Genomic DNA, 22,953 nt, shown 5'->3' on the forward strand with positions numbered 1-22,953 from the left:
ATGGGAACCATGAAACGATGAATACGCGCAACACGCTTGTCAGGACCCTCCGCAACGCCGCGCTTGGAACGGCTCTTTTCGCGCTACTGCCCGCCGCCGCAATGGCGCAGGACGCGGCCCTGCCGGAGAAGATCAAGGCTGCCAAGGCCCTTGTGGTCGGCATCGAGGCCACCTATCCGCCGATGGCGTACAAGGATCCGAAAACCAACCAGCGGGTCGGTGTCAATGTCGACCTCGTCGAGAGCATCGCGAAGGAACTCGGGGTCTCGGTCAAGTGGGAGGAGATGACCTTCGAACAGCTCATGACGTCCCTCACTACCGGTCGCATCGACATGATCGGCACCGCGATCAGCGATCTCCCGTCGCGCCGTGAGAAATTGACATTCGTCGATTATCTCGTCACGGGAGCGCAGCCCTTCACGACGGTCACGAAGAAGGATGCGATCAAATCTGAAACCGACCTGTGCGGAAAAACCGTGGGTGCGCCGCGCACCACGAACTACTTCCCGGTCGCCCAGGCGTGGAGCGAGAAGAACTGCGTCGGTGCCGGCAAGCCCGCCGCGACCGTCAATGGCACGGCTGGGGCCACGGCTACGAGGCTCGATCTCAAGCAGGGCCGCCTCGATGCGGCGGTGCTCGGCCCGGAGTACGTTGCCTACCTGATGGCCGACGAACCCAACACCTATGCCCTGGCGGGCGAGCCGCTGATCAAGACGCTCTTCGGCTTTGCCTTCGACAAGAAGGATACCGCCTTGCGGGATGCGGTCGCGACGGCTTTGAGGGCCACGATCAAGAATGGCAGCTACCAACAGGCACTGCAGAAGTTCGGCCTCGAACGTCAGGCCGTGACCGAAGTGACGATCGACGCCGGTACCTGACGGACCCAACTTCGGAGACGAACATGCGCGCTGTCATTCTGCCCCACACCGGAGGGCCGGAGTCCTTGGTCCTGGCTGAGGTTCCCGACCCGCATCCCTCATCCGGCGAGGTGGTCATCGACGTTCACGCGACCGCGCTGAACTTCGCCGATCTCTTGCAGCGGAAGGGGACCTACGGCACACCGGCGAGCCTGCCCGGCATCCTCGGCATCGAATGCTCTGGGACGATCCACGCCATTGGCCAGAACGTGCAAGGCTGGAAAGTCGGCGATGAGGTCTGCGCATTGGTTTCCGGAGGAGCCTATGCCGAGAGGGTGGCGGTTCCCGCCACCCAACTCCTCAAGCGACCCCATAATGTCGACATCATCGCAGCGGCTGCGCTGCCAGAGGCCGCTTGTACGGTGTGGTCCAACATCATCGACATTTCCGGACTCGCAGCCGGGGAAGTCGTCCTCGTTCATGGCGGAGCCGGAGGGATCGGCACCTTCGCCATCCAGGCCGGGCGCGCCATGGGAGCGCGGGTCTTCGCCACCGCCGGCGATAGCGACAAGATGCAACGTTGCGTAGATCTGGGTGCCGAGCGGGCCATCTCCTATCGCGACGAGGACTTCGTCACGATCGTCAGGGACGAAACGGCCCAGCACGGCGCCGATGTCATTCTGGACAACATGGGCGCCGCCTATCTGTCCCGAAATATCGACGCACTTGCCCCGGATGGACGGATTGCGATCATCGGCCTCCAGAGTGGGCGCGACGCACAGATCCCCCTCGGCCGCATGATGGCCAAGCGTGGCTCACTCTTCACGACGTCGCTCCGGGACCGCCCCCTGGCAGCCAAGGCTCGGATCGTGGAGGGCGTCAGGCGGGATCTGTGGCCGCACGTGGAGAGTGGGCGTATCCTGCCGACCGTCGACAGGATCTTCCCCTTGGACGAGATGGCCGCAGCGCATCGGTACATGGAAGCTGGGCGGCATGTCGGCAAGATCGTCGTGAGTGTCAAAGAGAGCTAGACATCAAAGGCCGAGGAGGAGGAACCAACCCATGACCGATACGGTCTATCAAATCAGTCACCTTACGCTTGTCCCGAAACGCCACTACGGACGCATGATTGCCGCCGTGCTCGTCCTGACGGTCCTTGCCGTCGTCATCCATGCCTTCGCCGTCGGTCAGATCGAGTGGAATTACGTCGCGGAGTTCCTGACCGTTCCGGTCATCATGGAAGGGCTCGTGAACACCATCGTCATGGCGATCCTCGCCATGGTCGTCGGTATCGTGCTTGGCATCGTCTTCGCGATCATGCGCCTATCTGACAACCCGGTCCTCTCCATGACGGCATTGGGCTACGTCTGGCTCTTCCGTGCCATTCCGGCCCTGCTGCAATTGCTCTTATGGTTCAACCTCGCCCTGGTCTTCCCGACCATCGGGATCCCCGGCCTGTTCTCGGTCAACACCGTCGATGTGATGACACCCTTCGTCGCGGCGCTCCTCGGTTTGGGCATCCAGCAGGGCGCCTTCACGGCCGAGGTCGTGCGCGCCGGCCTGCTCTCCGTCGACCGTGGCCAATACGAGGCGGCGCAGACCATCGGCATGACGCGGTTGCAAATGCTGCGCCGGATCGTCATGCCCCAAGCGATGCGGGTCATCGTGCCGCCGGTCGGCAACGAGTTCATCGGCATGGTCAAGCTGACATCGCTGGCCAGCGTCATCCAGTACGCTGAGATCCTCCACAGCGCGCAGAACATCTACTACGCCAACTCGCGGGTCATCGAACTCCTGATCGTTGCCGCGATCTGGTACCTCGTCGTGGTCACCATCCTCAGCCTGATCCAGGGCCGTATCGAGAAGTACTTCTCGAGGGGCGTGGCTGCGACCGGAAACACGAAATAGGGAGGAGCAGGACATGGATACGCAGAGTCTTTCCGCCGATGCTCCACTCGTGGTGGCCGCCGATGTCCGCAAGCAATTCGGCTCCCTCGAGGTCCTGAAAGGGATCAACGTAAAGGTGCCGAAGGGTGAGGTGCTGTGCATCATCGGTCCCTCCGGCTCCGGCAAGAGCACCTTCCTGCGCTGCATCAACCAGCTCGAGCGCATCAACGGCGGTGCGATCTGGGTCGGCGGCGAGCTGGTCGGATTCCGGCGTGAAGGCGACACCCTTCACGAACTCGATGACGCACAGATCGCACGTCAGAGACGCACCATCGGGATGGTCTTCCAGCGTTTCAACCTGTTTCCGCATCTTACCGTGACCGAGAACATCATCGAGGGTCCCGTGCAGGTGCTGAAGGAAAGCAAGACCGAGGCGAAGGACCGCGCCCACGCATTGCTGGAACGCGTGGGCCTGATCGACAAGCGTGATGTCTATCCCGTCCATCTCTCGGGCGGGCAGCAGCAGCGCGTCGCGATCGCCCGGGCCCTTGCCATGCGCCCCCAGCTCCTGCTCTTCGACGAGCCGACCTCGGCGCTGGACCCCGAGCTCGTCGGCGAGGTCCTGAACGTGATGAGAGACCTGGCGCATTCCGGGATGACGATGATCGTCGTGACCCACGAGCTGGGTTTTGCCCGCGAGGTCAGCCACCGCACAGCCTTTATGGATCAAGGGCAACTCGTCGAGATCGGGGACTCGCGCTCCGTCCTCGCGAGTCCGCAACAGGCACGCACCCGCGAGTTCATCTCGGCCGTGCATAAATGAGAATGATGCAAAGCTAACCGGGGAAGGAGCCCGAACATGAAATCAACGACGATCCTCTTCTCATTTGCCGCCCTGCTGGTGGCGGGCGGTGTCGCCATGGCGCAGCAATTGCCCGAGCGAATTGCCGCCAAGAAGACACTGGTGGTCGCGAACGTGCCGAACTACCCGCCTCTCGAGTTCAAGGACCCGAAGACGGGAACGCTCACCGGTCTGGACATCGATCTCGGCAATGCGCTCGCGAAGAAACTCGGCATTGAGATCAAGTGGGAGGAGATCAGTTTCGAGCAGATGGTCAGCGCCCTGACGACCGGCCGTGCCGACATGATCCTTTCGGGCATGAGCGATCTTCCGGGCCGCCGGGATACGCTCGACTTCGTCGACTACCTGGAGTCGGGTGCGCAGTTCTACACGACGAACGACCGCAAGGATCAATACAAGACCCTGACCGACCTGTGTGGCAAGACCGTCGGCGCAAGCCGTCGCACGTCATTCCCGAACGAAATGGAGACCTGGAGCAAGACGGCATGCGAAGGTGCCGGCAAGCCGCCCCTGAAGATCGTCGGGACGGAAGGCTCCGCGGACGCGCGGACACAGCTTCGTCAGAAGCGTCTCGATGCCGCGGTCCAGGGGTCCGAGACCCTGCCGTACCTGTTGAACCTGGAGCCGAACACCTACGCCATCATCGGTGAGCCCTTCACATCGGTTTATCAGGGTATGGCCTTCGCCAAGAAGGATACGCAGCTTCGTGACGCGGTCGCCAAGGCCTTCGGTGAGATGATCAAGGACGGCACCTATGCGGAAGTGCTCAAGAAGTGGGAACTGCCTTCCGCCAAGGTCGAGAAAGTCATGATCAACGGCGAGGCCGTCAAAACCCAGTAGCCTCCCAACGCACCGCCGGCCGAGGCCGATGCCGGCGGTGCATGTCCGGAGCGCGGCCCCGATGGTCTTTTCGACAGGATTCATTGCATATGAGCACGCATGCCCCGGCATCGCGCATCATCGCGCTTGCCCAGTTCGTCACCGCCGCCACGCCGACGGATCTGCCTGAGCCGATCCGCGTCAAGGCCGCGCGCCATGCCCTCGATACGCTGGCTTGCGGCGTCGCAGGGGCTGCGTCGCAGGAGGCCCAGTCCACTCTCGACCTGATCCTGGCGACCGAGCAGCGAGGCGCAGTGTCCGTCTGGGGAACGAGCGAAGGTCTCTCCGTCCGCTCCGCGACCCTCGTCAATGCCATTGCGTGTCATGCCTTCGAACTCGACGATACGGGTGGATGCGACCATTCGGGAGCCGTCGTCCTGCCTGCCGCGCTGGCTGCCGCGGCCCTGGCAGAGCATCCGGTCAGCGGCGAGGAGTTCCTTCTCGCGGTCGTCCTCGGCTATGATGTGGGGCGCCGCGTTCTCGAGGCCTGTGGTGGGTACGAGGCGCACAACGAGGCAGGGTGGCATTCCACGGCGACCTGCGGAACCTTCGGTGCGGCTGTCACCGCTGCGCGCATCCTTCGGCTCGATGTGACGCGGGTTGCTCATGCACTCGGCCATGCCGCGAGTTTCAGCGGAGGATTGTGGGCCTTCATCCACGATGGCAGCCAGACCAAGCGCGTTCATGCCGGTCGAGCCTCGGAAGGCGGTGTCCTCGCGGCACTCCTGGCGCGCGCCGGCGTCAGTGGCCCGTCCGCGGTCTTCGAGGATGTTTGGGGCGGTTTCCTGACAACCTTCGCGCCCAAGACCGCCCGCCCGGACGCATTGACACTGGGGCTCGGTGAGAGCTGGCGCCTGGAGCGTGTTTCCCTGAAACCCTACGCATCCTGCCGCGGGACGCACTCATCGATCGATGCATTGGGGCTGCTTCTCGAGCGGAACGGTTCGGCTGAGGATGATGTCGAGCGGATCGAGGTCCGGCTCAGCCCGTTTCTCTCCGAGATGTGCGGTGGGCGGGACGTTGCGACGTTGCCCTTCGCACAGATGAGTCTGCCCTATGCTCTCGCGGCAAGGCTTGCCCTCGGACAAGCGGGTCTATCGGCCTATGCGGCCGATGAGCGAGACAATCCGCGGCTTCGGACGGTGATGGAGCGGGTTACCCTGGTCGTCGACCCCACGATCGCCGCCAACGAGGAGCCTTTCGTACGGATCGTGACACGGGATGGGCGAACGGACGAGGCGCGGGTCCCGAAGGCGCTCGGATCGCCGGCGAACCCGGTCACCGATAACGCATACCTTGCGAAAATCAGAAGCCTTTCGGGCATGGCTCTCGACGGGGTACGCACCGAGCGCCTGATCGAGGGCCTGCTCGGGCTGTGGGGCCAAGAGGATGTTCGGTGGCTCAACCACGGCTTGCTGTCCGATCGGCCACGCCCGGCGCTCTTCCGATAGACATTCGATATGCCGGAGGAGGCCAGCATGGATCAGAAGAGGCTCGAGAGCCTGGCGCATCGGGCGAAAAAGTGGCCCCGGTTTTTCGCGAGACCGATGCGCCCATCTAAGAAGGGAGCATCGAATGAATCCCAAAAGTGGAATCCACTTTTCACGTCCGTTGCTCTAGCGCCCGCCACCGCGACAGGCCGGCCGATTTCTTCCACGGGCAGCCGGATGCCGTTGCCACCGTTTCCCCTCGCGGCCGGAACCGGGAGGCCTACGCGATCACCCCCATCTGAACAGAGGACGAGCCGAAGCCATGATTGATTCCAGAAAGCTGCAAGCCCTTCGCGAGAAGTATGCCAATGCCTCGGGCGGGGATATCTTCGATCCGCACTTTGCATCCGTGGCCCGGGCCCAGTTCACGGGGTCCGACAGGCGCAAGTGGCCCTTCGCAGGGATTCCCACGCTGCTCGATGCACCCTATCGGGCGGATGCCCAGGACCTGCCCGACTTCGGCGGCCTCGACGTCGCGCTCGTCGGCGTCCCGATGGACTTGGGCGTGACGAACCGTAACGGAAGCCGCTTCGGACCCCGTGCGGTGCGGACCATCGAGCGCGTCGGCCCATACGATCACGTCCTCCGGTGCGCACCCTTCTCCAAGGCAAGGATCGCGGACATCGGTGATGTGCCGATGCAGAGCCGCTACGACCTCGCCCTCTGCCATGCCGACATCGAGGCCTTCTACAAGCGGCTGGTGGGGGCCGGGGTGCGGCCGCTCTCGGTCGGTGGCGATCATTCGATCAGCTCATCGATCCTGAAGGCCGTGGGCGAGAGACAGCCCGTTGGAATGATCCACATCGATGCCCATTGCGATACCGCAGGTCCATATGAAGGCGCCAAGTTCCAGCACGGCGGCCCTTTCCGCCTGGCAGTCCTGGACGGAGTGCTCGATCCCGAGCGCACCATCCAGATCGGCATTCGCGGCGGCGCGGAGTATCTCTGGGAGTTCTCCTACGAGAGCGGCATGACCGTCATCCATGCCGAGGAAGTGCCAGGGATCGGGATTGGGGCCCTGATCGAGAGGGCCCGCGCCGTCGTCGGCGACGGTCCCACCTATCTGTCCTTCGACATCGACAGCGTCGATCCGGGCTTCGCACCCGGGACGGGCACTCCCGAGGTGGGTGGCCTCACACCGCGCGAGGTGCTGGAGCTCCTGCGAGGCCTGAAGGGGATCGACTTCGTCGGCGGCGACGTGGTCGAGGTCGCACCGCAGTACGACGCGACAACCAACACGGCTCACGTCGCCGCGCAGGTGCTCTTCACCATCCTATGCCTGATGGTCGGCGACTGAACTCAACGGACGAAAGGATTCGACCGAAGGGTGTCATGCGGGCATTCTTATGGCTGTTCATCCGGGGCTCCGAGGCAGGCGATGGTTGGGGTCGCAACCCCATCCTCTCAGCCCAGCCTCGGATGAACGACCTTCATGGCTTCGACATGAGACCTACTGCTGCCACGTTATTCAGACCGAAATCCTGCATGCGAGCTCCCTAGTTGCCACATGGCAACGTAACCTCCCAGCCAAGGTTCCGTTCTTTGGACGTCGGCAGCGCTGCCGAGCGGGCCCGAACTGGCCCTCACGAGTTGGGAGGGTTTTGTTGCAACTCTTTCTTTCCGATCGTGGGGCTATGGCCTGCTCTGGCGAGAGAGGGTGAGGTGCGATGTTCAAGGGTAGGCAATTCGACCGATCGGTAATCCTGCTCTGCGTTCGGTGGTATCTCGCTTACAGCCTCAGCCTACGCGATCTCGAAGAGATGATGGCCGAGCGCGGCATCTCCGTCGACCACGCCACGGTCGGCCGCTGGGTGGTCCGTTACTCACCCGAACTGCTCGAGCGGTTCAATCGACGCAAGCGACCCGTCAGCCGGAAATGGCATCTGGACGAGACGTATATCAAGGTCCGTGGGCGGTGGATGTATCTCTACCGCGCCATCGACAGCCATGGCGATACGGTCGAGTTCTGGTTCAGCGAGCGGCGTAATCTAACGGCTGCCAAGCAGTTCCTGCGCAAGGCGCTGAAGCGGCATGGCCGTCCTGAACGGATTGTCATCGACGGCAGTCAGACGAACCGCGAGGCAATCCTGTCCTGCGATGCCGCAGACCGGCTCCAGAACAGATCTCGACGCGGTCTGAAACCCATTCGTATCCGCCAAAGTGCCTACCTCAACAACCGGATTGAGCAGGATCACCGAGCTATCAAGCGGCGAGTACGGCCGATGATGGGGTTCAAGTCCGTGAATAGCGCTCGTTCAGTGCTGGGCGGCATCGAAATGGTCTATATGATGCGCAAGGGACAGGCGAAATACGCCTGCACTCGTCAACTGTCGCTCGCTGAACAGTTTGAGTTGCTTGCCGCCTGAACGCTCTACCGTGCGATTGGCCCTTTCGCGTCTCCTCTCCAAATTTGCGACACAACCGGTCGCAGTTTGCCGCCCTTAGGGACGAACCCCGACCGCAACGCCCACTACATGACCGAGATGGACGTTCCTTACGCTCTCTATCGCCCTGAGAGGATCTCGGGTTTGGGGAGGCTAGCGCTCAGGAGCCTTCCGGGCGGCCTTTTCCATCCCTTCCGGGTTCTTCTTGACTCCCTCCTGAAGCACCTTCGCGGCGGCATCCTGTTCCTGCTCCAGAGGAGCAGCGATCGGCGCGGTGTCGCCCTGGGCTTCAAGACCTTGGTCCTGTGGTTTCTGGCTTCCCGCCTTCGCGGCGGATTTCAGCGAGCGCAAAGCCTCGGGCTGTTGACCATCCTGCTTGCGGTCTGGCATCGGGCGAACTCCTCCAGGGGTGGCTTCATCGCCGCCTCCCTAAGGGAATTCCCATCATGCTGCGGTGTTCCTTCCAGAGGGCCTTCCGGATGACGAAGCGCTCGGCGGTTAGCACAATTGAGAGGGGCTCGACCGTCGGCTCAAGGAGGTGAAACCTGACCTGCTGGAAGGGCAGGAAACCTCAGAGGTTGACCCGAAGCAGGCATTGCGCGGTGTCGAAGACCTTGTCCAGCTTCCATGACATCGGCTATGCGAGAAATGTCAGATCGGACGATGTCCGGTACCGTTTGAAGGATCAGGGAATCAATGGCGACGGCGTTGGTCATAATCGACATGCAAACGATGATGCAGCACCGGATCGATGCAGGTCGCGACTGCGTTAACCCGGATGCATCGGCGCGTGTGGCTGAGCTTGCCAAAGCCTTCCGGCAAAGGAAGTGGCCGATTGTTCACATCCGGCACCACGAGGATGATCCTGCCTCGCCGCTCCATCCGGACGCGCCCGGATATCTTCCCATGCCTTGCGCCGAGGCTCTTGAGAACGAACCTATTTTCTTGAAGCGGACCTCCTCGGGCTTCGCATCGACGGACCTTGAAGCCTACCTCCGTAACGATGGCATAACCGATCTGGTTGTGGTTGGTGCTGTCGCGGGGTTTTGCGTCAACTCAACGGTACGGGCTGGTGCTGATCTCGGGTTCAAGATGACGGTCGTGGGCGACGCCATCATCGGGTTCGATCTGCCGTCTGCCAATCTCTCAGCGCGTTCGATCTTCGATGTTACGATGGCACACCTTGAAGCTGACTTTGCCAGGGTTGTCGATGCTTCCTCAGTACTAGACAGTCGATCTGAGGCTGCGTGATCTAACAATGAGCCCATAAGGTCGGGTCTTGGCACTCCTGAGACGTAAGCATTTGATCCGCTTCGGCGTTCAAGAGCCGACGTTTATTGAGCCGCCGGAATGTGAAACTTTGACCCAGTGCGGACCTTTCGAGGCCGCATTATGTCTGTTCCGGTCCGCGAATTGTGCCAAGCATGTTCTCTCATGAGACATCGGCTTGGATCCGGAGTAGGATACTCGGGGGATCGGGGAGGTGCGCCATGAGGATCGACGGGCGCTTCCGCTGCGGTTTCATCCCCTACGAGGCGGCGATCGACTCGGAGACGGTTATGCTCTGCCACTGCACCGCTTGCCAGACGCTCACGGGATCCGCCTTCCGAACCTTCGTCCTTTCGCGGGAGGACGGGTTCGCCCTGCTCTCGGGCCAGCTCAAGACCTACGCGAAGACCGGCGACAGCGGCGTGCGGCGGCTGCAAACTTTCTGCCCCGAATGCGGGTCGCCGATCTATTCGGCCTCGGAGGGTAAGGGGCCGAGAATCTACAGCATCCGTGTGGGCACGAGCCGTCAGCGCAATGACCTCGTGCCCCGAGGGCAGATCTGGTGCCGCACGGCCCAGCCCTGGATTGCCGGCATCGGAAGCCTTCCGGGAACCGACACACAGGTGGGTTCCTGCCTGTGAGGGTATCACGGCGCGATCACGTCGAGGACGACCGGCCAGTCTGACGACCCGTGCTGGAGGGGGGCATACAGACGACCTCAGGAGAGGAGGTCATGATGTTCGGACTCCTGCTCTGCGTTCCCGTCCTCTTGGTGCTGACGAGTGCTGGACGGGCTCGCCCGCTTCACCATCCTACATCTTCGTACGCCTGTCGGTTGGGACGACAGCCCATGCCGGACCTGGATGCGCTTGTCCTGCGCAGCAGCCCGCGCATCCAGGCGACCGGCCGCCTGATCAAGGGGCTCTACTACTCCGAGTCCCTGACCGGTCCGAACGACATGGCGGCGTTCCACATGGCCTGTGACCGGTTCCTCGAGCGGAAGCCATTTCTGATGATGGACTTCCGTTCGGGTCGGTTCTTCCTTGACGGCGACCGGGATGGCTGTGTCGATGAGGCCGGGGAATTGGCACCGCCGGAGATCAATCCGGCAGACTTCCTCCCTGCCGTGGATGGCGCCGAGGAGCTTTGCAACGGTGACCTCGTCGGCCAGCGTCGTCTTCACGGTTTGGTCGCCGACCTTGAGCCGTCCGCGGAACCGAGTCCGTAACTGGAAGGTCGCGCTTGCGCCACGAGGCGCAGGTCCACGAAGCCGGCAGGGACAGAATGACAAAGCCGCTCCTGATTCTCGCCGCCTGGTGCCTCGGCTTCGCATCGGCCCTCCTGGGCCTGACTTTTATTGATCGGCGTGCCCCCAAACTGACGGGCACGGTCGTTCTCGACTTCAAGCCGTTCTGCCAGGACTTCGTCGTCCAGACGGGAAAAGGCTTCGTGATCCTCCTGTGGGAGGACGGCACCCTGTTCTTCGGCGAAGGGGACACGCTCGTTGGGCCGTTGCACTCGCAGGGATCCCAACTCATCGAGGCCGAGGGGCGGGGCGTGATGACGGCGAGGGTCGGGGGCTTGCTTCCCGATCTCGGGACGGCGCAGCAGGTGTTTCGCGAGCGCTGCGGTCTCGGGCCCGACACACCCCTCAGCAGGCCAACGCCCAACTAGGTCGTGAACCCATAAAGACAGAGATCGGATGAATAGCGGCCTGTGCGCTTCTTGCGATCGGAAGGGACAGGCCGCCGTCGAAGGGCGCTATTTCAGCGGCAAGAACAGTTCCGCGACCGCCTCATGCTCCGGCACCTCCGGGAAGAAGCTCAGCCGCTGGCAATAGATCGGGAAGTCGCGTGCTTCCTCGCCGCTGGCCGGAAGCCAGTCGCGATAAAGGTAGAGCGCAGCGGGCTCCAGATTGTCGGTGTTGCCGACCACGCGCAGGACCGCGCAGCGTCCGCCAGGGATCTCGCCGGCTTTGATCTGCTCCGCCTCGATCGGTTGGTCGGTCCCGACACAAAGGTCCACGCTATAGTCGCCAGGCGACGCAGGACGTCGCTCGGAATGCCAGACATTGAAGGTCGGGTTTGTCTTGGGGTGCAGGCCAGCGGCCGTGCGCCACGCGATGAACCGCTGGATGGTGGCGCCAAGCGTCGCAGGGTCGCCCCGGTGCTCCATGATGGCAACCCGCGTGGGCACCACATCGCGAATTGTCACGTCGTCAGTGGTAAAGGTCTTCTGCATGAGCTTGCTCCTCGCGTTGTTGAGAGGCCCAAAGGCCGCAAGCCACGGCTCCCAGTCGGGATCCTTCCGGAACGACGAAGGCGATTGCCCGAACCGTTGCCGAAAGGCGCGGGCGAAGGCGTCCGGTGCATCGTAACCGGCATCCATCGCTATGTCCGTGACGCTTTGGTCATCCCTGTAGGCCAGCCGGTATGAAGCGCGCTTCATGCGGGCGAGCTGGATGTAGCGATGCACGGACAGCCCGAAAGTCGCCGTGAACTGCCGGTGGAAATGATACTTCGAGTAAGCGGCGACGCTGCTCAGCGCGCCCAGGTCCAGATCGTCATCCAGATGCCGGTCTATGTAGTCCAGCACCCGCTGCATCCGGGCATGGTAGTTTCGAAGCGCCGCCTTCATCGCTCTGTCCTCCGTGGCAGCACCACCTGAGCGCACGCAGACATGACGCGCTCGACTGATCTTGCGGTTTTGTCATGGGTTGCAGAAGGTCGCCAAGGACTGTTTATGGGCGCGCCCAATTTATCGATGAACGGCGATAAGGGGCGCTCGCAGATTGGTGGCTTTCATATCGTGCCGAGCTCTGATTCAAGCTCAAGAGGAGCCGCTATGACCTGAGCGACTTCGAATGGCGCGTGATCAAGCCGCAACTGCCCAACAAGCCGAGGGCGTACCCCGTGTCGATGAGCGGCGAGTGCTAAACGGCATACTTTGGGTGCTTCGATCGGGAGCACTATGGCGGGACCTGCCAGAACGCTATGGACCGCGCACCACCTGTTACAACCACTTTGTGCGATGGCGAAGGGCCGGTGTCTGGGATCGGCTGATGGACGCTATCAGCGCTTCGCACGATGGCAACATCCAGATGATCGACAGCCCCCTCCGTTCGTGCGCATCAGCAGGCCGCGACGGCGAAAGTAGGGCAGATCATTGTCGCGGTCGATCGTGAGGCGGACTCACGACCAAGATCCATGTCGTTGTCGACGCGCAAGGCCTCCCGATCAGGCTCGGCCTGACGCTCTCCAAGCGACATCGATGGAGTAAAGCCGGAAAGCCCGCAGCAATCACGGGGCCTTCCAGACGATCGTGGGCCGAGGCAGGCATCGTCGTGGCCATCCCGCTCCCCGCTTGGCGAAAAAGGTCAAGCAGGCGTCACATTCGGTCAAGCACGATCCCACCGTTACGCTATCGTCGGACGGTATGTGACTGTCCAGGGGTGCATCGGACGTGACATCGAACCCACGTCCGACGTGGTAAGTCTCTATTTGTGAACGTCTTTTCACGCAGAATCGGTTCGCGCTTTCGCGTTCGATGCTCGAGAGCCAGGAGGGAGAGATGCGCCTGCATGAGGCGCTTCACCTGATGATCGGTCGGAAACCGAGAGATGCTGGAGTGGACCGGCGCGGGGATAGAACGGGGCTGAAGATGCTGATCCTGCGCGAGGATGCCACGCGCGAGTACGCCTATGGCCCCGCGCAAGACCTGCCCGACCGCACGGTCGGCACTTTCTCTCCCGGGTTCTACGACGAAGCGGCGAAGAAGGACGGCTGGACGGTGATCGGCATGCAGAATGATGGGAGGCGCATCTTCGCGGTTGAGCAATGACCGAGCCGGAGCGGCGGTATGCCACCCGGTTTCGGTCATGGAGTCGATCCGGGCATCGACCGCAGCCTGAAGTCGATCGATCTCGGCCGGGCAGGGCGCGGCGGCCCGGTCAGCAAGCGGCGGGGGACGAACGAAGAGGAAAGAGCGATGAAACTGAAAACGCTGATCTGCGGAGCGTCCATGCTCTGCGGCGCCTGGGCAATCGCGCCCGCTCTGGCGCAGGCACCACCGGCCGGAACGCAGCAGAAGCCCAACATCCTCGTCATCATGGGCGACGATGTCGGCTGGTTCAACATCGGCGCCTATCATCGGGGCATCATGTCCGGCAAGACACCGAACCTCGACCGGCTGGCCTCGCAGGGCATGATGTTTACCGACTACTACGCCGAGGCAAGCTGCACGGCGGGTCGGGCGAGCTTCATCACCGGCCAAATCCCACTGTGCACTGGGCTCACCACGGTCGGCCAGGCGGGCGCCGATGTCGGTATACCGGACCATGCCGTGACGATCGCCTCCGCCCTCAAGGCGCAGGGCTATGCCACCGGTCAGTTCGGCAAGAACCATCTCGGTGACCTGAACAAGTATCTGCCGACATTGCACGGCTTCGACGAGTTCTTCGGCTACCTGTATCACCTCGACGCGATGACGGATCCGTACTGGTATTCCTTTCCGGACGATCAGTCCTATCGCGATAAGGTCGGGCCGCGCAATCTGCTGCACACCTATGCGACCGACACGGACGATCAGACCGAACAGCCGCGTTGGGGCCGGATCGGCAAGCAGCGGATCGTCGATGAGGGCCCCTTGGCGCCCTATCCCAACATGACCAACGTGCCGAACATGCACGACATCACCCCGAAGGCAAAGTACGACATGACCACCTTCGACGAGGTGCTGGTCAAGGCATCGTGCGACTTCATGGACAAGGCCAAGACCGACAGGAAGCCGTACTTCGTCTGGCATAATACGACCCGCATGCACGTCTGGACGTTCCTGTCGCCGAAGTATCAGGCGCTGATGAACAGCCAAACCAACTACGGTCTCGAAGAGGCCGGCATGGCGCAGCTCGACGACAGCGTCGAAGCCCTGCTCAAATGCGTGGAGGATTCAGGTCAAGCCGACAACACGATCGTCATCTTCACCACCGACAATGGAGCGGAGGTGTTCACGTGACCCGACGGCGGCATGACACCCTTCAAAGCGACCAAAGGAACGGTCAACGAAGGCGGATTCCGCGTCCCGACGCTCATCCGCTGGCCAGGCAAGATCAAGCCCGGCGCAGTCGAGAACGGCATCTTCTCGGGGCTCGACTGGTTCCCGACGCTGCTCGCCGCCGCCGGCAACCCGAACATCACCGATCAGCTTCTCAAGGGAGTGCAACTCGGCGATCGCAGCTACAAGAACCATCTCGACGGCTACAACCAGCTCGCGCTCCTGCAAGGCAATGGTCCGTCGGCCCGGCATGAGTTCTTCTATTTCGGCGGTCCGCAGCTCGGTTCAGTCCGCATCGACGACTTCAAGTTCCAGTTCTTCCAACAGCCGGATGGCTGGCCCGGACCGAAGGTCACGACGGACATGCCGGTCATGTTCAACATCCGGCAGGACCCGTTCGAGCGCACGCCGTCGATCGGTCGCCAGAGCTTGAACGATCTGGGGGGCGGCTACATGAACGACTTCTACGCCCGTGAGTTCTGGCGCTTCGTCTCCGTTCAGCAGGAGGTCGCGAAGCTCGCGGCCACGGCGGTCGACTACCCGCCGATGCAGGATCCGGCCTCCTTCAACCTGGAGGCCGTTAAGCGGCAGGTCGAGCAAGCGATCCGCAACAAGCCGGGAACTGAATAAACCAAGGCGCGGGCAATTCCCGCGCCCGCCCCGGAGCTCGGCCCTGTCCGCTTGTGGACGACTGTGCTGCGGTGACGGGCAGACGCATTATGCAGCCTCAAGAATGACTGCAATTGGCACACCTGAGACGTTAGCCCGAGGGCAGCAATACTCACGTAACCGGACGTTCCGAAGGAACCAGGAATTTCAGTGAGTGACCCAGAGCTGACTCTAGCTGTTCCGGGGTAGCCTCGGTTTGACAACGGTTGTCGTTGCTTCATCGGATCGCGATTGGCCAGGCAGCCCGAGGCCTAAGGGTCATGGGATGCTAGTTTCCATCGGTTCTGCCTGACAGTCGCGATCTGGGACAGGGTTTGAGCCTTGGCCGCACAACGGGCCAGGTAAAGGGTTGCCCTACGTTTTCAGGAACGTTTCTGCTGCGCCTGCGGCCAAACCTGCTTCCGCCATGATCCGTCGCGCCAGAACCGCCGTGGACGGCCGCAGCCGGGTTGCCGGGCGATCCAGCCAATAGGCGACGGGGTTAAGGGCCGTCCGAGCATCAACAGGGACCAGGCGCCCGATCCGTAGCGCCTCCCCAACGAGGGGCGGGCGGGCCAGGGCCACCCCGAGGCCATGGGCTGCTGCATCGAGCACGAGGTTGTAATCCTCGAAGCGGCGATCCTGCGGTCGAGGCCTGTAGTCCAAGCCCTGCACGGCAAACCAAGCTCGCCATGCCGAAGCGTCCGAGTCGTGCACCAGCGGCTGTTGCAGGATCCGTTCCGGATCACCGCTCCCGAGAGCGTCAGCGAGCGCGGGCGAGGCGATCGGGAAGCAGCGCTCCTCGAACAGGCGCGCCGACACCCGCCCCGGCAGGTTGCCCCGACCGCACCGGATCGCCAAGTCGATACCCTCCGCTTCGAGATCGATGTGGCGGTGCTCGACTACGAACTCGATCCGCAGAGCCGGATCGCTCCCCTCAAAAGTACGCAGGCGCGGCATCAGCCACAGGCTGCTGACGGACGGGATCGACGTCAGGCGAACGACGGCCGCGCCGCGCCGCTCGATCCAGCGGTCGGAGCTGTCGGCGATCAGGGCGAAGGCTTCGCTGGTGCGCTGATGCAGGCGCTGCCCCTGCGGCGTCAGGGCAACGCCGCGCGCCTGCCGCTCGAAGAGCCGCTCGCCGAGCCAGTGCTCCAGCTTGGCGACCTGGCGGCTGATGGCGCCGTGCGTGAGATGGAGGTCATTGGCCGCCGCCGAGAAGCTGCCGAGACGGGCGGCGGCCTCGAAAGCGCGCAAGGCGTCGAGCGGAGGAAGGGACGGAGAGCTGTGATCCATGATCACAGCAGATGCTCGAATTGTTAGATTGTCAATCAGCTCTGCCTTCCGGAATGTTGGGTTGTTCTGTTCCTTTCGTGAGATTCAGTCATGAGTGCTGCCGCCACCCTCTCCGAGCGCAAGGCCATCGACGGCGTGACCACCGCCGCCGTTCTGGTCACGATCCTGGCCTGGGCCTCGGCCTTTCCCGCCATCCGTGCTGGCCTTGAGGCCTTCGGCCCGATCGAACTCGGTGCTCTCCGGTTTGCAATCGCGGCGGTCCCGGCGGCTCTCTTTCTCGTCGTCACGCGTCCGGCGTGGCCGAGTGCCCCGGACTTCCTCCGGCTGGCAGTGGGCGGCATCCTCTTCGTGGCGTTCTATACGGCGCTCCTCAACATGGGCGAGATGACCGTCTCGGCCGGAGCGGCGAGCTTCATCATCAACACCAATCCCATCATGACGGCCGGGCTCGCGATGCTTTTGCTCGGCGAGCGCTTTACGGCCCGGGCCTGGGCCGGGACGGCCGTATCCTTCCTTGGGATTGGGCTCATTGCTCTTGGCGAGGGCGAAGGGATGCGCCTCGACACCGGTGCCCTGCTCATTCTCGGGGCTGCCCTCTGCAACTCGGTGACGACCGTGGTGCAGAAGCCGCTCTTTGCCCGCCACAAGCCGCTGACCGTCTCGGCCTGGAACATGGTCATGGGCGCGCTTGTCCTTGCGCCCTGGCTGCCGAACGCTACGTCCGAGTTCGCGGCCGCATCGGCTTCGGGCATTCAGGCGGCGGTCTATCTCGGTCTGGTCCCCAGCCTTGTCGCCTACGGGACGTGGTCCGTGGCCTTGTCGCGCCTGCCGGCCAGCCGGGCGTCGAATTTCATGTACTGCGTGCCGCCTGTCGCCACGCTTCTCGGCTTTCTTTGGCTTGGGGAAGCGCCGACCGCTCTCGGTGCCGTGGGCGGCGTCCTGGCCTTGCTAGGTGTCGCGGTCGTCAATTGGCGGCGATAGGGGCCATGTGGCTTGAACCGGCTCTATGAAACCGGCGCGCCTAGCCTGCAACGGGCGCAATCACTCTTTCCACGAGCGAGAGGACAGCCGCCCTGAACTCGGCCGGATCAGCGCCGGCCTCGATCGCGAGGGCTGCGCGGTCAAACGCTGCCGACAGAAGCGTTGCCACGGCCGGGCCGGTGATCGATCTGCCGCCAGCCCCAGGCACGAGGGCTTCGAGCCCCTCCTGCAAGGTTCGCGCCGCATGCGCAGCGTCAATGGCGGTGATCTCGCTTGAGCCAAGGACGGCTGGACCGTCGATTAGCAGCAAGCGGGTGCGACCTGGAACCGCCATGGCATCGAGGTAGGCCACACTGCCTGCCAGCAGCGCCTCCTTGGCGGACATCGCGGGCGAGGTCGCGGCGCCGATCTTCGTCGCCACGGCTTCCGCCTCCTGCTCCAGCACGGTCCGGAAGAGATCGCGCTTGTCGGTAAAATGGTGATAGAGCGCGCCGCGCGTGACCTTGGCCTTGGCGACGATCTGCGGGGTGGAGGTCTCCGCATACCCATTCTCAATGAATAGGGTTCGCGCTGCCTCCACGAGGGCGGCCCGCGTGGCTTCCGTCCGCTCCCGGTTTGTCCGTCCCCGCCGTGACCGTTGCATGCATACAGCCTGGATGTTAATCAGAATACATACAGAATGTATGTTATTTAGGGAGGCTTGAACAGCCATGAGGATCACGAGCTTCTATCCGGTCATCCTGACCCGTGACGTGGCCGGCACGGCCGCCTTCTATCAAGCGCATTTCGGCTTCCGCCCGCTCTTCACGAGCGACTGGTACGTTCATCTGCAATTCGGTGAGGACGCGGCAGTCAATCTCGCGGTCCTGGACAGCCAGCACGACACCATCCCGGAAGGAGGCCGCACTCCGGCATCGGGCCTGATCCTCAATTTCGAAGTTGAGGATCCGGACGCCATCTACCGCGAGATCAAGGCAGCGGAATTGCCCATTCTCGTCCCGCTTCGGGATGAGCCATTCGGACAAAGGCACTTCATCACGGCGGACCCGAATGGGGTGCTCATCGACATTATCAAACCGATTCCCCCGAACGCCGAATTTGCAGCCCAGTACGAGGCGGCGGCCTTGCCCTGTGGCGGCTAGTCAGAGTGTCAAAGGAACCATCATGAACGAACTCCACCACGCCACGCTGAGCGGCGATGTCTTCGAATACTTCGATATGGGCGATGGTCTGCCCATCCTGCTCCTGCACGGCGCGCTCGGCGATCTCAGGACATGGCGAGATCTTGTCCGGCCGCTACCGCTGCATCGGTTATACCCAGCGGTACTTCGGCCGCGGTTCCTGGCGCGATGACGGACCCCCATTCGGCGTTGCCACGCACGCCGAGGACCTCATTGCGTTCGTGGAGGCTCTCGGACTTGCTCCAGTGTACCTCGTCGCCTGGTCCTATTCCGGGCATGTCGCCTTCCAGGCCGCGCTGCGGCGGCCGGACCTGTTCCGACGTCTGATGGTCTACGAGCCGGGCGTGCCGAGCTATGTAACCGATCCGGAGGAATTGGCCGCCTTCGGACAGGATGCCCGCGCCATTTACGGATCGATTGCTGCTGCCGTAAACAATGGCGATCTGGAAGAAGCCGCTCGCCTGATGATCGACGGCTCAGGTGGAGACGGCTATTTAGGCCGCCAAAGCCACGAATATCGGACTATCATTCGCGACAACCTTCACTCACTGCCGCGCCTGATGGCTCAGGAGCCGCCACCGAACATCACCTGCGAGGATCTCGCGACCCTGAGGATGCCGGTCTCGATTGTCCACGGTGGTCTGACGAGACCCATCTTCGCCATACCGTCACGCGCGGCCGCTCGGTGCATCCATCATGCGCGGCACGTGGAAGTACCAGATGTTGGCCACCTTTGGCCGCGGGAAAGTTCTCACGGTTTCGCGGCTGTCGTCGAGGAACTCGATTGCACGACGTGAGAGACATAGAGCGGCAAACCAATCTACAGCATCAAATGAAAGGGCAGCAAATGCGCCACATGCTTCAACGTGCGAGCGCTGTTCTTATGCTGACGGCCGTCATGGCGCCAGCCCAACCAGTCCGAGGCCAAGAAAGGCGGGATATGGGCGCCTTCGCCTCTGCCGAGGTGATCCCCGAGAGGCCCGCCCGCTGCAACGAGATCAAGGATGTGATCCGAGACGTGCCATCCCCGTCCGGCCTGGATCGCATCGACTTCAGCGCGGTCGGCGCCCTCAGCCTCGTGCACTTCGACGGCGTGCTCGCCTATATGGGGATCTGCGATGAGCCGGACGCGAAGGTCCTCTGCGTGACGTACAGTACGAACGACCGGAAGGTCGGGGATGCCGTGATCGTGACCGGAAGCTATCGCAAGATGGCCCCGAACTTTGTCGTCCTGGATCCGTGTCTGACCAGCAGACCAGGGCCATAGATCAGCTAAGGACTTCAATGGGTCGGAATGACGCTCGTACGCATGTCCACTGCCTTGTGTCCATTGAAGGTGATCGTCCCGAGTGGCATTTTGCCGATGGTCGGGAACCGTTCAGGAGGGTTGATCCATCATGCCGCGTGAACGCGCGCCGATCCTGGCCAGCCGTGCCGGGCGATATACTGAGGCCCTTCCGATCGCCCGGCTGCTCCCGCACTTCCAGTGCGTGTGGATGAGTTCTGTCTCCCCCGACCATTCAGGACCTGCTGCCGTCGTTCCGGACGGCTGTGTCGATCTGCTCTGGCGGGATGATCGGTTCACGGTCGTGGGGCCCGACATCACTGCCGCGTCCCCGGAATTGGGAGCTGGCTCCAACGTTCTTGGCATTCGCTTCGCGCCTGGGGCCGCAGCCAGGTGGTTGGGAAGGCCTCTGACCGAGATCGTCGGACAGGAAGTTCCGATGGCGGAGTTCTGGGGAAGCACGGCCGACTTCATCGCAGACAGGATCGCGGCGGCGTCTTCAGCGCGGGATAAGGCCTGCGTTTTGCAGGAGCTTCTGGCCGCCGAGGCACCGAAGGTGGAGCCCACGCGCCAGGAGGCGGCCATGATCTTTGGGTTTCTCGGGGCTGATGGGAGTGCCGAAGGGCGCAAGATCATGGCTCTGCGCGAATGTCTTGGGGGCAGCGAGAGAACCTTGCGCCGGCAATGCGATGAGCTTTTCGGCTACGGCCCGAAGACGCTCGACCGGATCCTGCGCCTCCAGAGGTTCCAGGCTCTCGCGCAAATCGAAGCGGATGAGGGTCTGGCCCTCCTCGCACTGCGCGCCGGGTATGCCGATCAGGCCCACCTCACGCGGGAGGTCCAATCCCTCTGCGGAATGACGGCAGGCGAGTTCGTGCATCAGTTGGCAGCCTGACTGGCCGTTTTGTTCAAGACGGCTCCCGTGAACACAGCCATGATGTGATCCGTAGCCGCCACGATGGCGACCGTACTTGGAGCGGAGGACGAATGAGACCACGCATTTCGGTGTTGACGCTTGGGGTCGAGGATTTGGAGCGGGCCGTCGCGTTCTACCGCGATGGGCTCGGGCTGCCGACCGAGGGCGTCGTCGGCAAGGAGTTCGAACACGGAGCCGTGGCCTTCTTCGACCTTCAGTCCCAGGTGAAGCTGGCCGTGTGGCCTCGCGCTGATCTTGCCCACGACACGGGTTTGCCGCAGACGGCTCCGTGCCCGACGGGTTTCACGATCGGGCACAACGTCACCCGCAAGGACGAAGTGGACGAGGTCATGGAGCAAGCCCGGAAGGCCGGGGCCAAGACTCTCAAGCCCGCCCAGGACACGTTTTGGGGCGGTTACGCTGGCTACTTCCAGGATCCCGACGGCCACGTCTGGGAGATCGTGTGGAACCCCGCCTTCATTCCAGTAGATTGAGTCTGACCCCAGTCCTGACGAGCGACCGCTGCCGGATCACCCTCCCAGATCCATCAAATGCCGATTTTTTCGGATGGGCGTCACAACCCTGCTTGCTGGTCCGTCATACGGGCAGATGGCTGCGGCCGGGCCGCGGAACATCTCACCATCGCTCAGGACAACTCGGAGGTTCCGATGAACAAGGCCGCCCTTCTCATTACGCACAGGACCCTTCCCGGAAAACGTGACGAGGTCCGTCACGTCTGGGAGAAGCACCTCAAGCCCAACATTGCCAGCAACCCCGCGCACGAGGCCTACTTCTACTGTTACGACGACAAGGATCCCGATGTGATCCTGGCCTTCCAGCAGTACACCGACCGTATCTCACCGCAGGACTTCGTCAGGGCCCCGTGGTATGCCGCCTACATCGAGGAGGTGACACCCCTGATTGCCGGAGAGCCGGACGTCCGCGCCGTCACCCCGGTGTGGGCGAAGGGCGGATTGATCTGATCTCGGGAGACGATGGGATGCTGGACCGCAACGACGTTCTCGCCTTCGAGCAATCGAGGTCCAGGCTCCTCGGGCTGGCCTATCGCATCCTCGGCTCCTGGGCCGATGCCGAGGATGCCGTTCAGGACACTTATCTGAAATGGCAGGGGACCGACCGAGGCCTGATCGAGAACCCGGTATCCTGGCTGACGACCGCTTGCACACGACGGTGCATCGACATGCTGAGAGCCCCTAACAGGGCCAGGGTCGACTATGTCGGCCCTTGGTTGCCGGAGCCGATCCAGACCGCCACTCCAGAAGCAGCGGAGGAAAGCGTAGTGCTCGCCTCCTCCCTCTCGACCGCCTACCTGCTCCACGACATTTTTGAGATGCCCTATCCCGAGATCGCGCGCACGCTCGGCCTTCAGGAGGGAACCTGTCGCAAGCTCGTCTCGCGAGCCCGCGAGAACATCGCCCGAGGCAAGGTCAGACACGTCACCCCGGCCGATCGGCAGGAGGAACTGCTCGCCGCCTTCGAGGCAGCCATTGCGAGCGGCAGCGCCGATCCACTTGCGGGTCTGCTTTCGGATGAGGTCGAACTGAGTGCCGACAGCGGCGGGAAGGTTCCGACCATCCAGCAGGTCCTACACGGCAAGGGCGCGGTGCTCGCATTCCTTGCGCTGGCTCGCCAGTGGTGGAGCACTTATGATTGGGTGGCCGCGCAGATCAATGGTGGCCGAAGCATCATCTTGCAGAAAGACGGTGCGACAACGACTTCGATTTCCTTTGCCTATGACGAGGATGGCGTCGTTACCAACTCACCCGATTGCACGAAGCGCGGACGCTCGAATGAGGTGACCGATGGCGGCAGGGGCTACCACGCGGAAAACCATTTCCGACCAGGATCTTGCGTGTCTCTTATCGGTCTTTGCTAGCGAATGCCGCACGAGTGTCGGGAGACGCTCTGATCTTGAACGACACATTCCGTAATTTCCGTTCTAGGA

The 22,953-nt window shown here is 62.7% G+C and carries 25 protein-coding genes and 2 pseudogenes; 23 read left to right on the forward strand and 4 right to left on the reverse strand.

Going from position 1 to position 22,953, the window contains the following annotated elements:
• Window positions 1-17: 17 nt before the first annotated feature.
• From AB8841_RS01555 to AB8841_RS01590, 8 genes are all read left to right on the forward strand, one after another.
• Window positions 18-878, forward strand: a complete 861-nt coding sequence (locus AB8841_RS01555; RefSeq protein WP_370434123.1) for an ABC transporter substrate-binding protein — start codon at window positions 18-20, stop codon at window positions 876-878.
• Between the two features lie 23 nt (window positions 879-901).
• Window positions 902-1,888 carry an NAD(P)H-quinone oxidoreductase gene (locus tag AB8841_RS01560; protein WP_370434124.1) on the forward strand — a complete coding sequence of 329 codons (987 nt, stop codon included), beginning with the start codon at window positions 902-904 and terminating at the stop codon, window positions 1,886-1,888.
• A gap of 31 nt (window positions 1,889-1,919) precedes the next feature.
• The gene (locus tag AB8841_RS01565) at window positions 1,920-2,765 is read left to right on the forward strand and encodes an amino acid ABC transporter permease (protein WP_370434125.1); all 846 of its coding nucleotides are present in this window, start codon (window positions 1,920-1,922) and stop codon (window positions 2,763-2,765) included.
• Window positions 2,766-2,778: 13 nt separating this feature from the next.
• Window positions 2,779-3,567, forward strand: coding sequence for an amino acid ABC transporter ATP-binding protein (locus tag AB8841_RS01570; RefSeq protein ID WP_370434126.1), 789 nt, complete (start codon window positions 2,779-2,781; stop codon window positions 3,565-3,567).
• Window positions 3,568-3,603: 36 nt separating this feature from the next.
• The gene (locus AB8841_RS01575) at window positions 3,604-4,446 is read left to right on the forward strand and encodes an ABC transporter substrate-binding protein (RefSeq protein ID WP_370434127.1); all 843 of its coding nucleotides are present in this window, start codon (window positions 3,604-3,606) and stop codon (window positions 4,444-4,446) included.
• 89 nt (window positions 4,447-4,535) lie between these two features.
• On the forward strand, window positions 4,536-5,936 hold the full coding sequence (locus tag AB8841_RS01580; protein WP_370434128.1) for an MmgE/PrpD family protein: 1,401 nt from the start codon (window positions 4,536-4,538) through the stop codon (window positions 5,934-5,936).
• A gap of 301 nt (window positions 5,937-6,237) precedes the next feature.
• Window positions 6,238-7,272: an agmatinase gene (gene speB, locus AB8841_RS01585; RefSeq protein ID WP_370434129.1), complete on the forward strand. Its 1,035-nt coding sequence runs from the start codon at window positions 6,238-6,240 to the stop codon at window positions 7,270-7,272.
• 370 nt (window positions 7,273-7,642) lie between these two features.
• The gene (locus tag AB8841_RS01590) at window positions 7,643-8,341 is read left to right on the forward strand and encodes an IS6 family transposase (protein WP_370434130.1); all 699 of its coding nucleotides are present in this window, start codon (window positions 7,643-7,645) and stop codon (window positions 8,339-8,341) included.
• Window positions 8,342-8,512: 171 nt separating this feature from the next.
• On the opposite strand, the gene AB8841_RS01595 is transcribed toward AB8841_RS01590, so the two are convergent.
• Window positions 8,513-8,749, reverse strand: coding sequence for a hypothetical protein (locus AB8841_RS01595; protein WP_370434131.1), 237 nt, complete (start codon window positions 8,747-8,749; stop codon window positions 8,513-8,515).
• A gap of 306 nt (window positions 8,750-9,055) precedes the next feature.
• Here AB8841_RS01595 and AB8841_RS01600 point away from each other — a divergent pair, with 306 nt between their 5' ends.
• The 4 genes from AB8841_RS01600 (at window position 9,056) to AB8841_RS01615 (ending at window position 11,302) form a co-directional block, all read left to right on the forward strand.
• Window positions 9,056-9,610, forward strand: a complete 555-nt coding sequence (locus AB8841_RS01600) for an isochorismatase family protein (RefSeq protein ID WP_370434132.1) — start codon at window positions 9,056-9,058, stop codon at window positions 9,608-9,610.
• A 239-nt stretch (window positions 9,611-9,849) separates the two neighbouring features.
• Complete coding sequence (locus AB8841_RS01605) at window positions 9,850-10,269, forward strand: GFA family protein (protein WP_370434133.1); 420 nt, start codon at window positions 9,850-9,852, stop codon at window positions 10,267-10,269.
• 209 nt (window positions 10,270-10,478) lie between these two features.
• Window positions 10,479-10,856, forward strand: coding sequence for a hypothetical protein (locus tag AB8841_RS01610; protein WP_370434134.1), 378 nt, complete (start codon window positions 10,479-10,481; stop codon window positions 10,854-10,856).
• A gap of 56 nt (window positions 10,857-10,912) precedes the next feature.
• Complete coding sequence (locus AB8841_RS01615; RefSeq protein WP_370434135.1) at window positions 10,913-11,302, forward strand: hypothetical protein; 390 nt, start codon at window positions 10,913-10,915, stop codon at window positions 11,300-11,302.
• Window positions 11,303-11,389: 87 nt separating this feature from the next.
• Here AB8841_RS01615 and AB8841_RS01620 read toward each other — a convergent pair whose 3' ends face one another.
• Window positions 11,390-12,265 carry a GyrI-like domain-containing protein gene (locus AB8841_RS01620; protein ID WP_370434136.1) on the reverse strand — a complete coding sequence of 292 codons (876 nt, stop codon included), beginning with the start codon at window positions 12,263-12,265 and terminating at the stop codon, window positions 11,390-11,392.
• Window positions 12,266-12,477: 212 nt separating this feature from the next.
• Here AB8841_RS01620 and AB8841_RS01625 point away from each other — a divergent pair.
• The 3 genes and pseudogenes from AB8841_RS01625 to AB8841_RS01635 all read left to right on the forward strand — a co-directional run.
• Window positions 12,478-12,896 (forward strand): annotated as a pseudogene (locus tag AB8841_RS01625) (IS5 family transposase); the annotation flags it as partial.
• 302 nt (window positions 12,897-13,198) lie between these two features.
• Complete coding sequence (locus tag AB8841_RS01630; RefSeq protein ID WP_370434137.1) at window positions 13,199-13,468, forward strand: hypothetical protein; 270 nt, start codon at window positions 13,199-13,201, stop codon at window positions 13,466-13,468.
• A 147-nt stretch (window positions 13,469-13,615) separates the two neighbouring features.
• Window positions 13,616-15,310, forward strand: a pseudogene (locus AB8841_RS01635) (arylsulfatase).
• A gap of 393 nt (window positions 15,311-15,703) precedes the next feature.
• Here the strand turns inward: AB8841_RS01635 and AB8841_RS01640 are convergent.
• A complete protein-coding gene (locus tag AB8841_RS01640) occupies window positions 15,704-16,624 on the reverse strand; it encodes a LysR substrate-binding domain-containing protein (RefSeq protein WP_370434138.1) in 921 nt (306 codons plus the stop codon).
• Window positions 16,625-16,714: 90 nt separating this feature from the next.
• Between AB8841_RS01640 and AB8841_RS01645 the strand changes: the two genes are divergently transcribed.
• Window positions 16,715-17,605 carry a DMT family transporter gene (locus AB8841_RS01645; RefSeq protein ID WP_370434139.1) on the forward strand — a complete coding sequence of 297 codons (891 nt, stop codon included), beginning with the start codon at window positions 16,715-16,717 and terminating at the stop codon, window positions 17,603-17,605.
• Between the two features lie 40 nt (window positions 17,606-17,645).
• Here the strand turns inward: AB8841_RS01645 and AB8841_RS01650 are convergent, their stop codons facing one another.
• Window positions 17,646-18,248: a TetR/AcrR family transcriptional regulator gene (locus tag AB8841_RS01650; RefSeq protein WP_370434140.1), complete on the reverse strand. Its 603-nt coding sequence runs from the start codon at window positions 18,246-18,248 to the stop codon at window positions 17,646-17,648.
• Window positions 18,249-18,315: 67 nt separating this feature from the next.
• Here AB8841_RS01650 and AB8841_RS01655 point away from each other — a divergent pair, with 67 nt between their 5' ends.
• The 7 genes from AB8841_RS01655 (at window position 18,316) to AB8841_RS01685 (ending at window position 22,884) form a co-directional block, all read left to right on the forward strand.
• Window positions 18,316-18,747, forward strand: a complete 432-nt coding sequence (locus tag AB8841_RS01655) for a VOC family protein (RefSeq protein ID WP_370434141.1) — start codon at window positions 18,316-18,318, stop codon at window positions 18,745-18,747.
• A 56-nt stretch (window positions 18,748-18,803) separates the two neighbouring features.
• Window positions 18,804-19,583 carry an alpha/beta fold hydrolase gene (locus AB8841_RS01660; RefSeq protein ID WP_370434142.1) on the forward strand — a complete coding sequence of 260 codons (780 nt, stop codon included), beginning with the start codon at window positions 18,804-18,806 and terminating at the stop codon, window positions 19,581-19,583.
• Between the two features lie 143 nt (window positions 19,584-19,726).
• Complete coding sequence (locus AB8841_RS01665; RefSeq protein ID WP_370434143.1) at window positions 19,727-20,053, forward strand: hypothetical protein; 327 nt, start codon at window positions 19,727-19,729, stop codon at window positions 20,051-20,053.
• 130 nt (window positions 20,054-20,183) lie between these two features.
• Window positions 20,184-20,966, forward strand: a complete 783-nt coding sequence (locus AB8841_RS01670) for a DUF6597 domain-containing transcriptional factor (protein WP_370434144.1) — start codon at window positions 20,184-20,186, stop codon at window positions 20,964-20,966.
• 92 nt (window positions 20,967-21,058) lie between these two features.
• Window positions 21,059-21,481: a VOC family protein gene (locus AB8841_RS01675; RefSeq protein ID WP_370434145.1), complete on the forward strand. Its 423-nt coding sequence runs from the start codon at window positions 21,059-21,061 to the stop codon at window positions 21,479-21,481.
• A gap of 174 nt (window positions 21,482-21,655) precedes the next feature.
• Window positions 21,656-21,970, forward strand: coding sequence for a putative quinol monooxygenase (locus AB8841_RS01680; protein ID WP_370434146.1), 315 nt, complete (start codon window positions 21,656-21,658; stop codon window positions 21,968-21,970).
• Between the two features lie 17 nt (window positions 21,971-21,987).
• Window positions 21,988-22,884 carry a sigma factor gene (locus AB8841_RS01685; RefSeq protein WP_370434147.1) on the forward strand — a complete coding sequence of 299 codons (897 nt, stop codon included), beginning with the start codon at window positions 21,988-21,990 and terminating at the stop codon, window positions 22,882-22,884.
• Window positions 22,885-22,953: the final 69 nt, after the last annotated feature.

Origin of the sequence: Microvirga sp. TS319 (genome assembly GCF_041276405.1) — a bacterium.
In the GTDB taxonomy this organism is placed as follows: domain Bacteria; phylum Pseudomonadota; class Alphaproteobacteria; order Rhizobiales; family Beijerinckiaceae; genus Microvirga.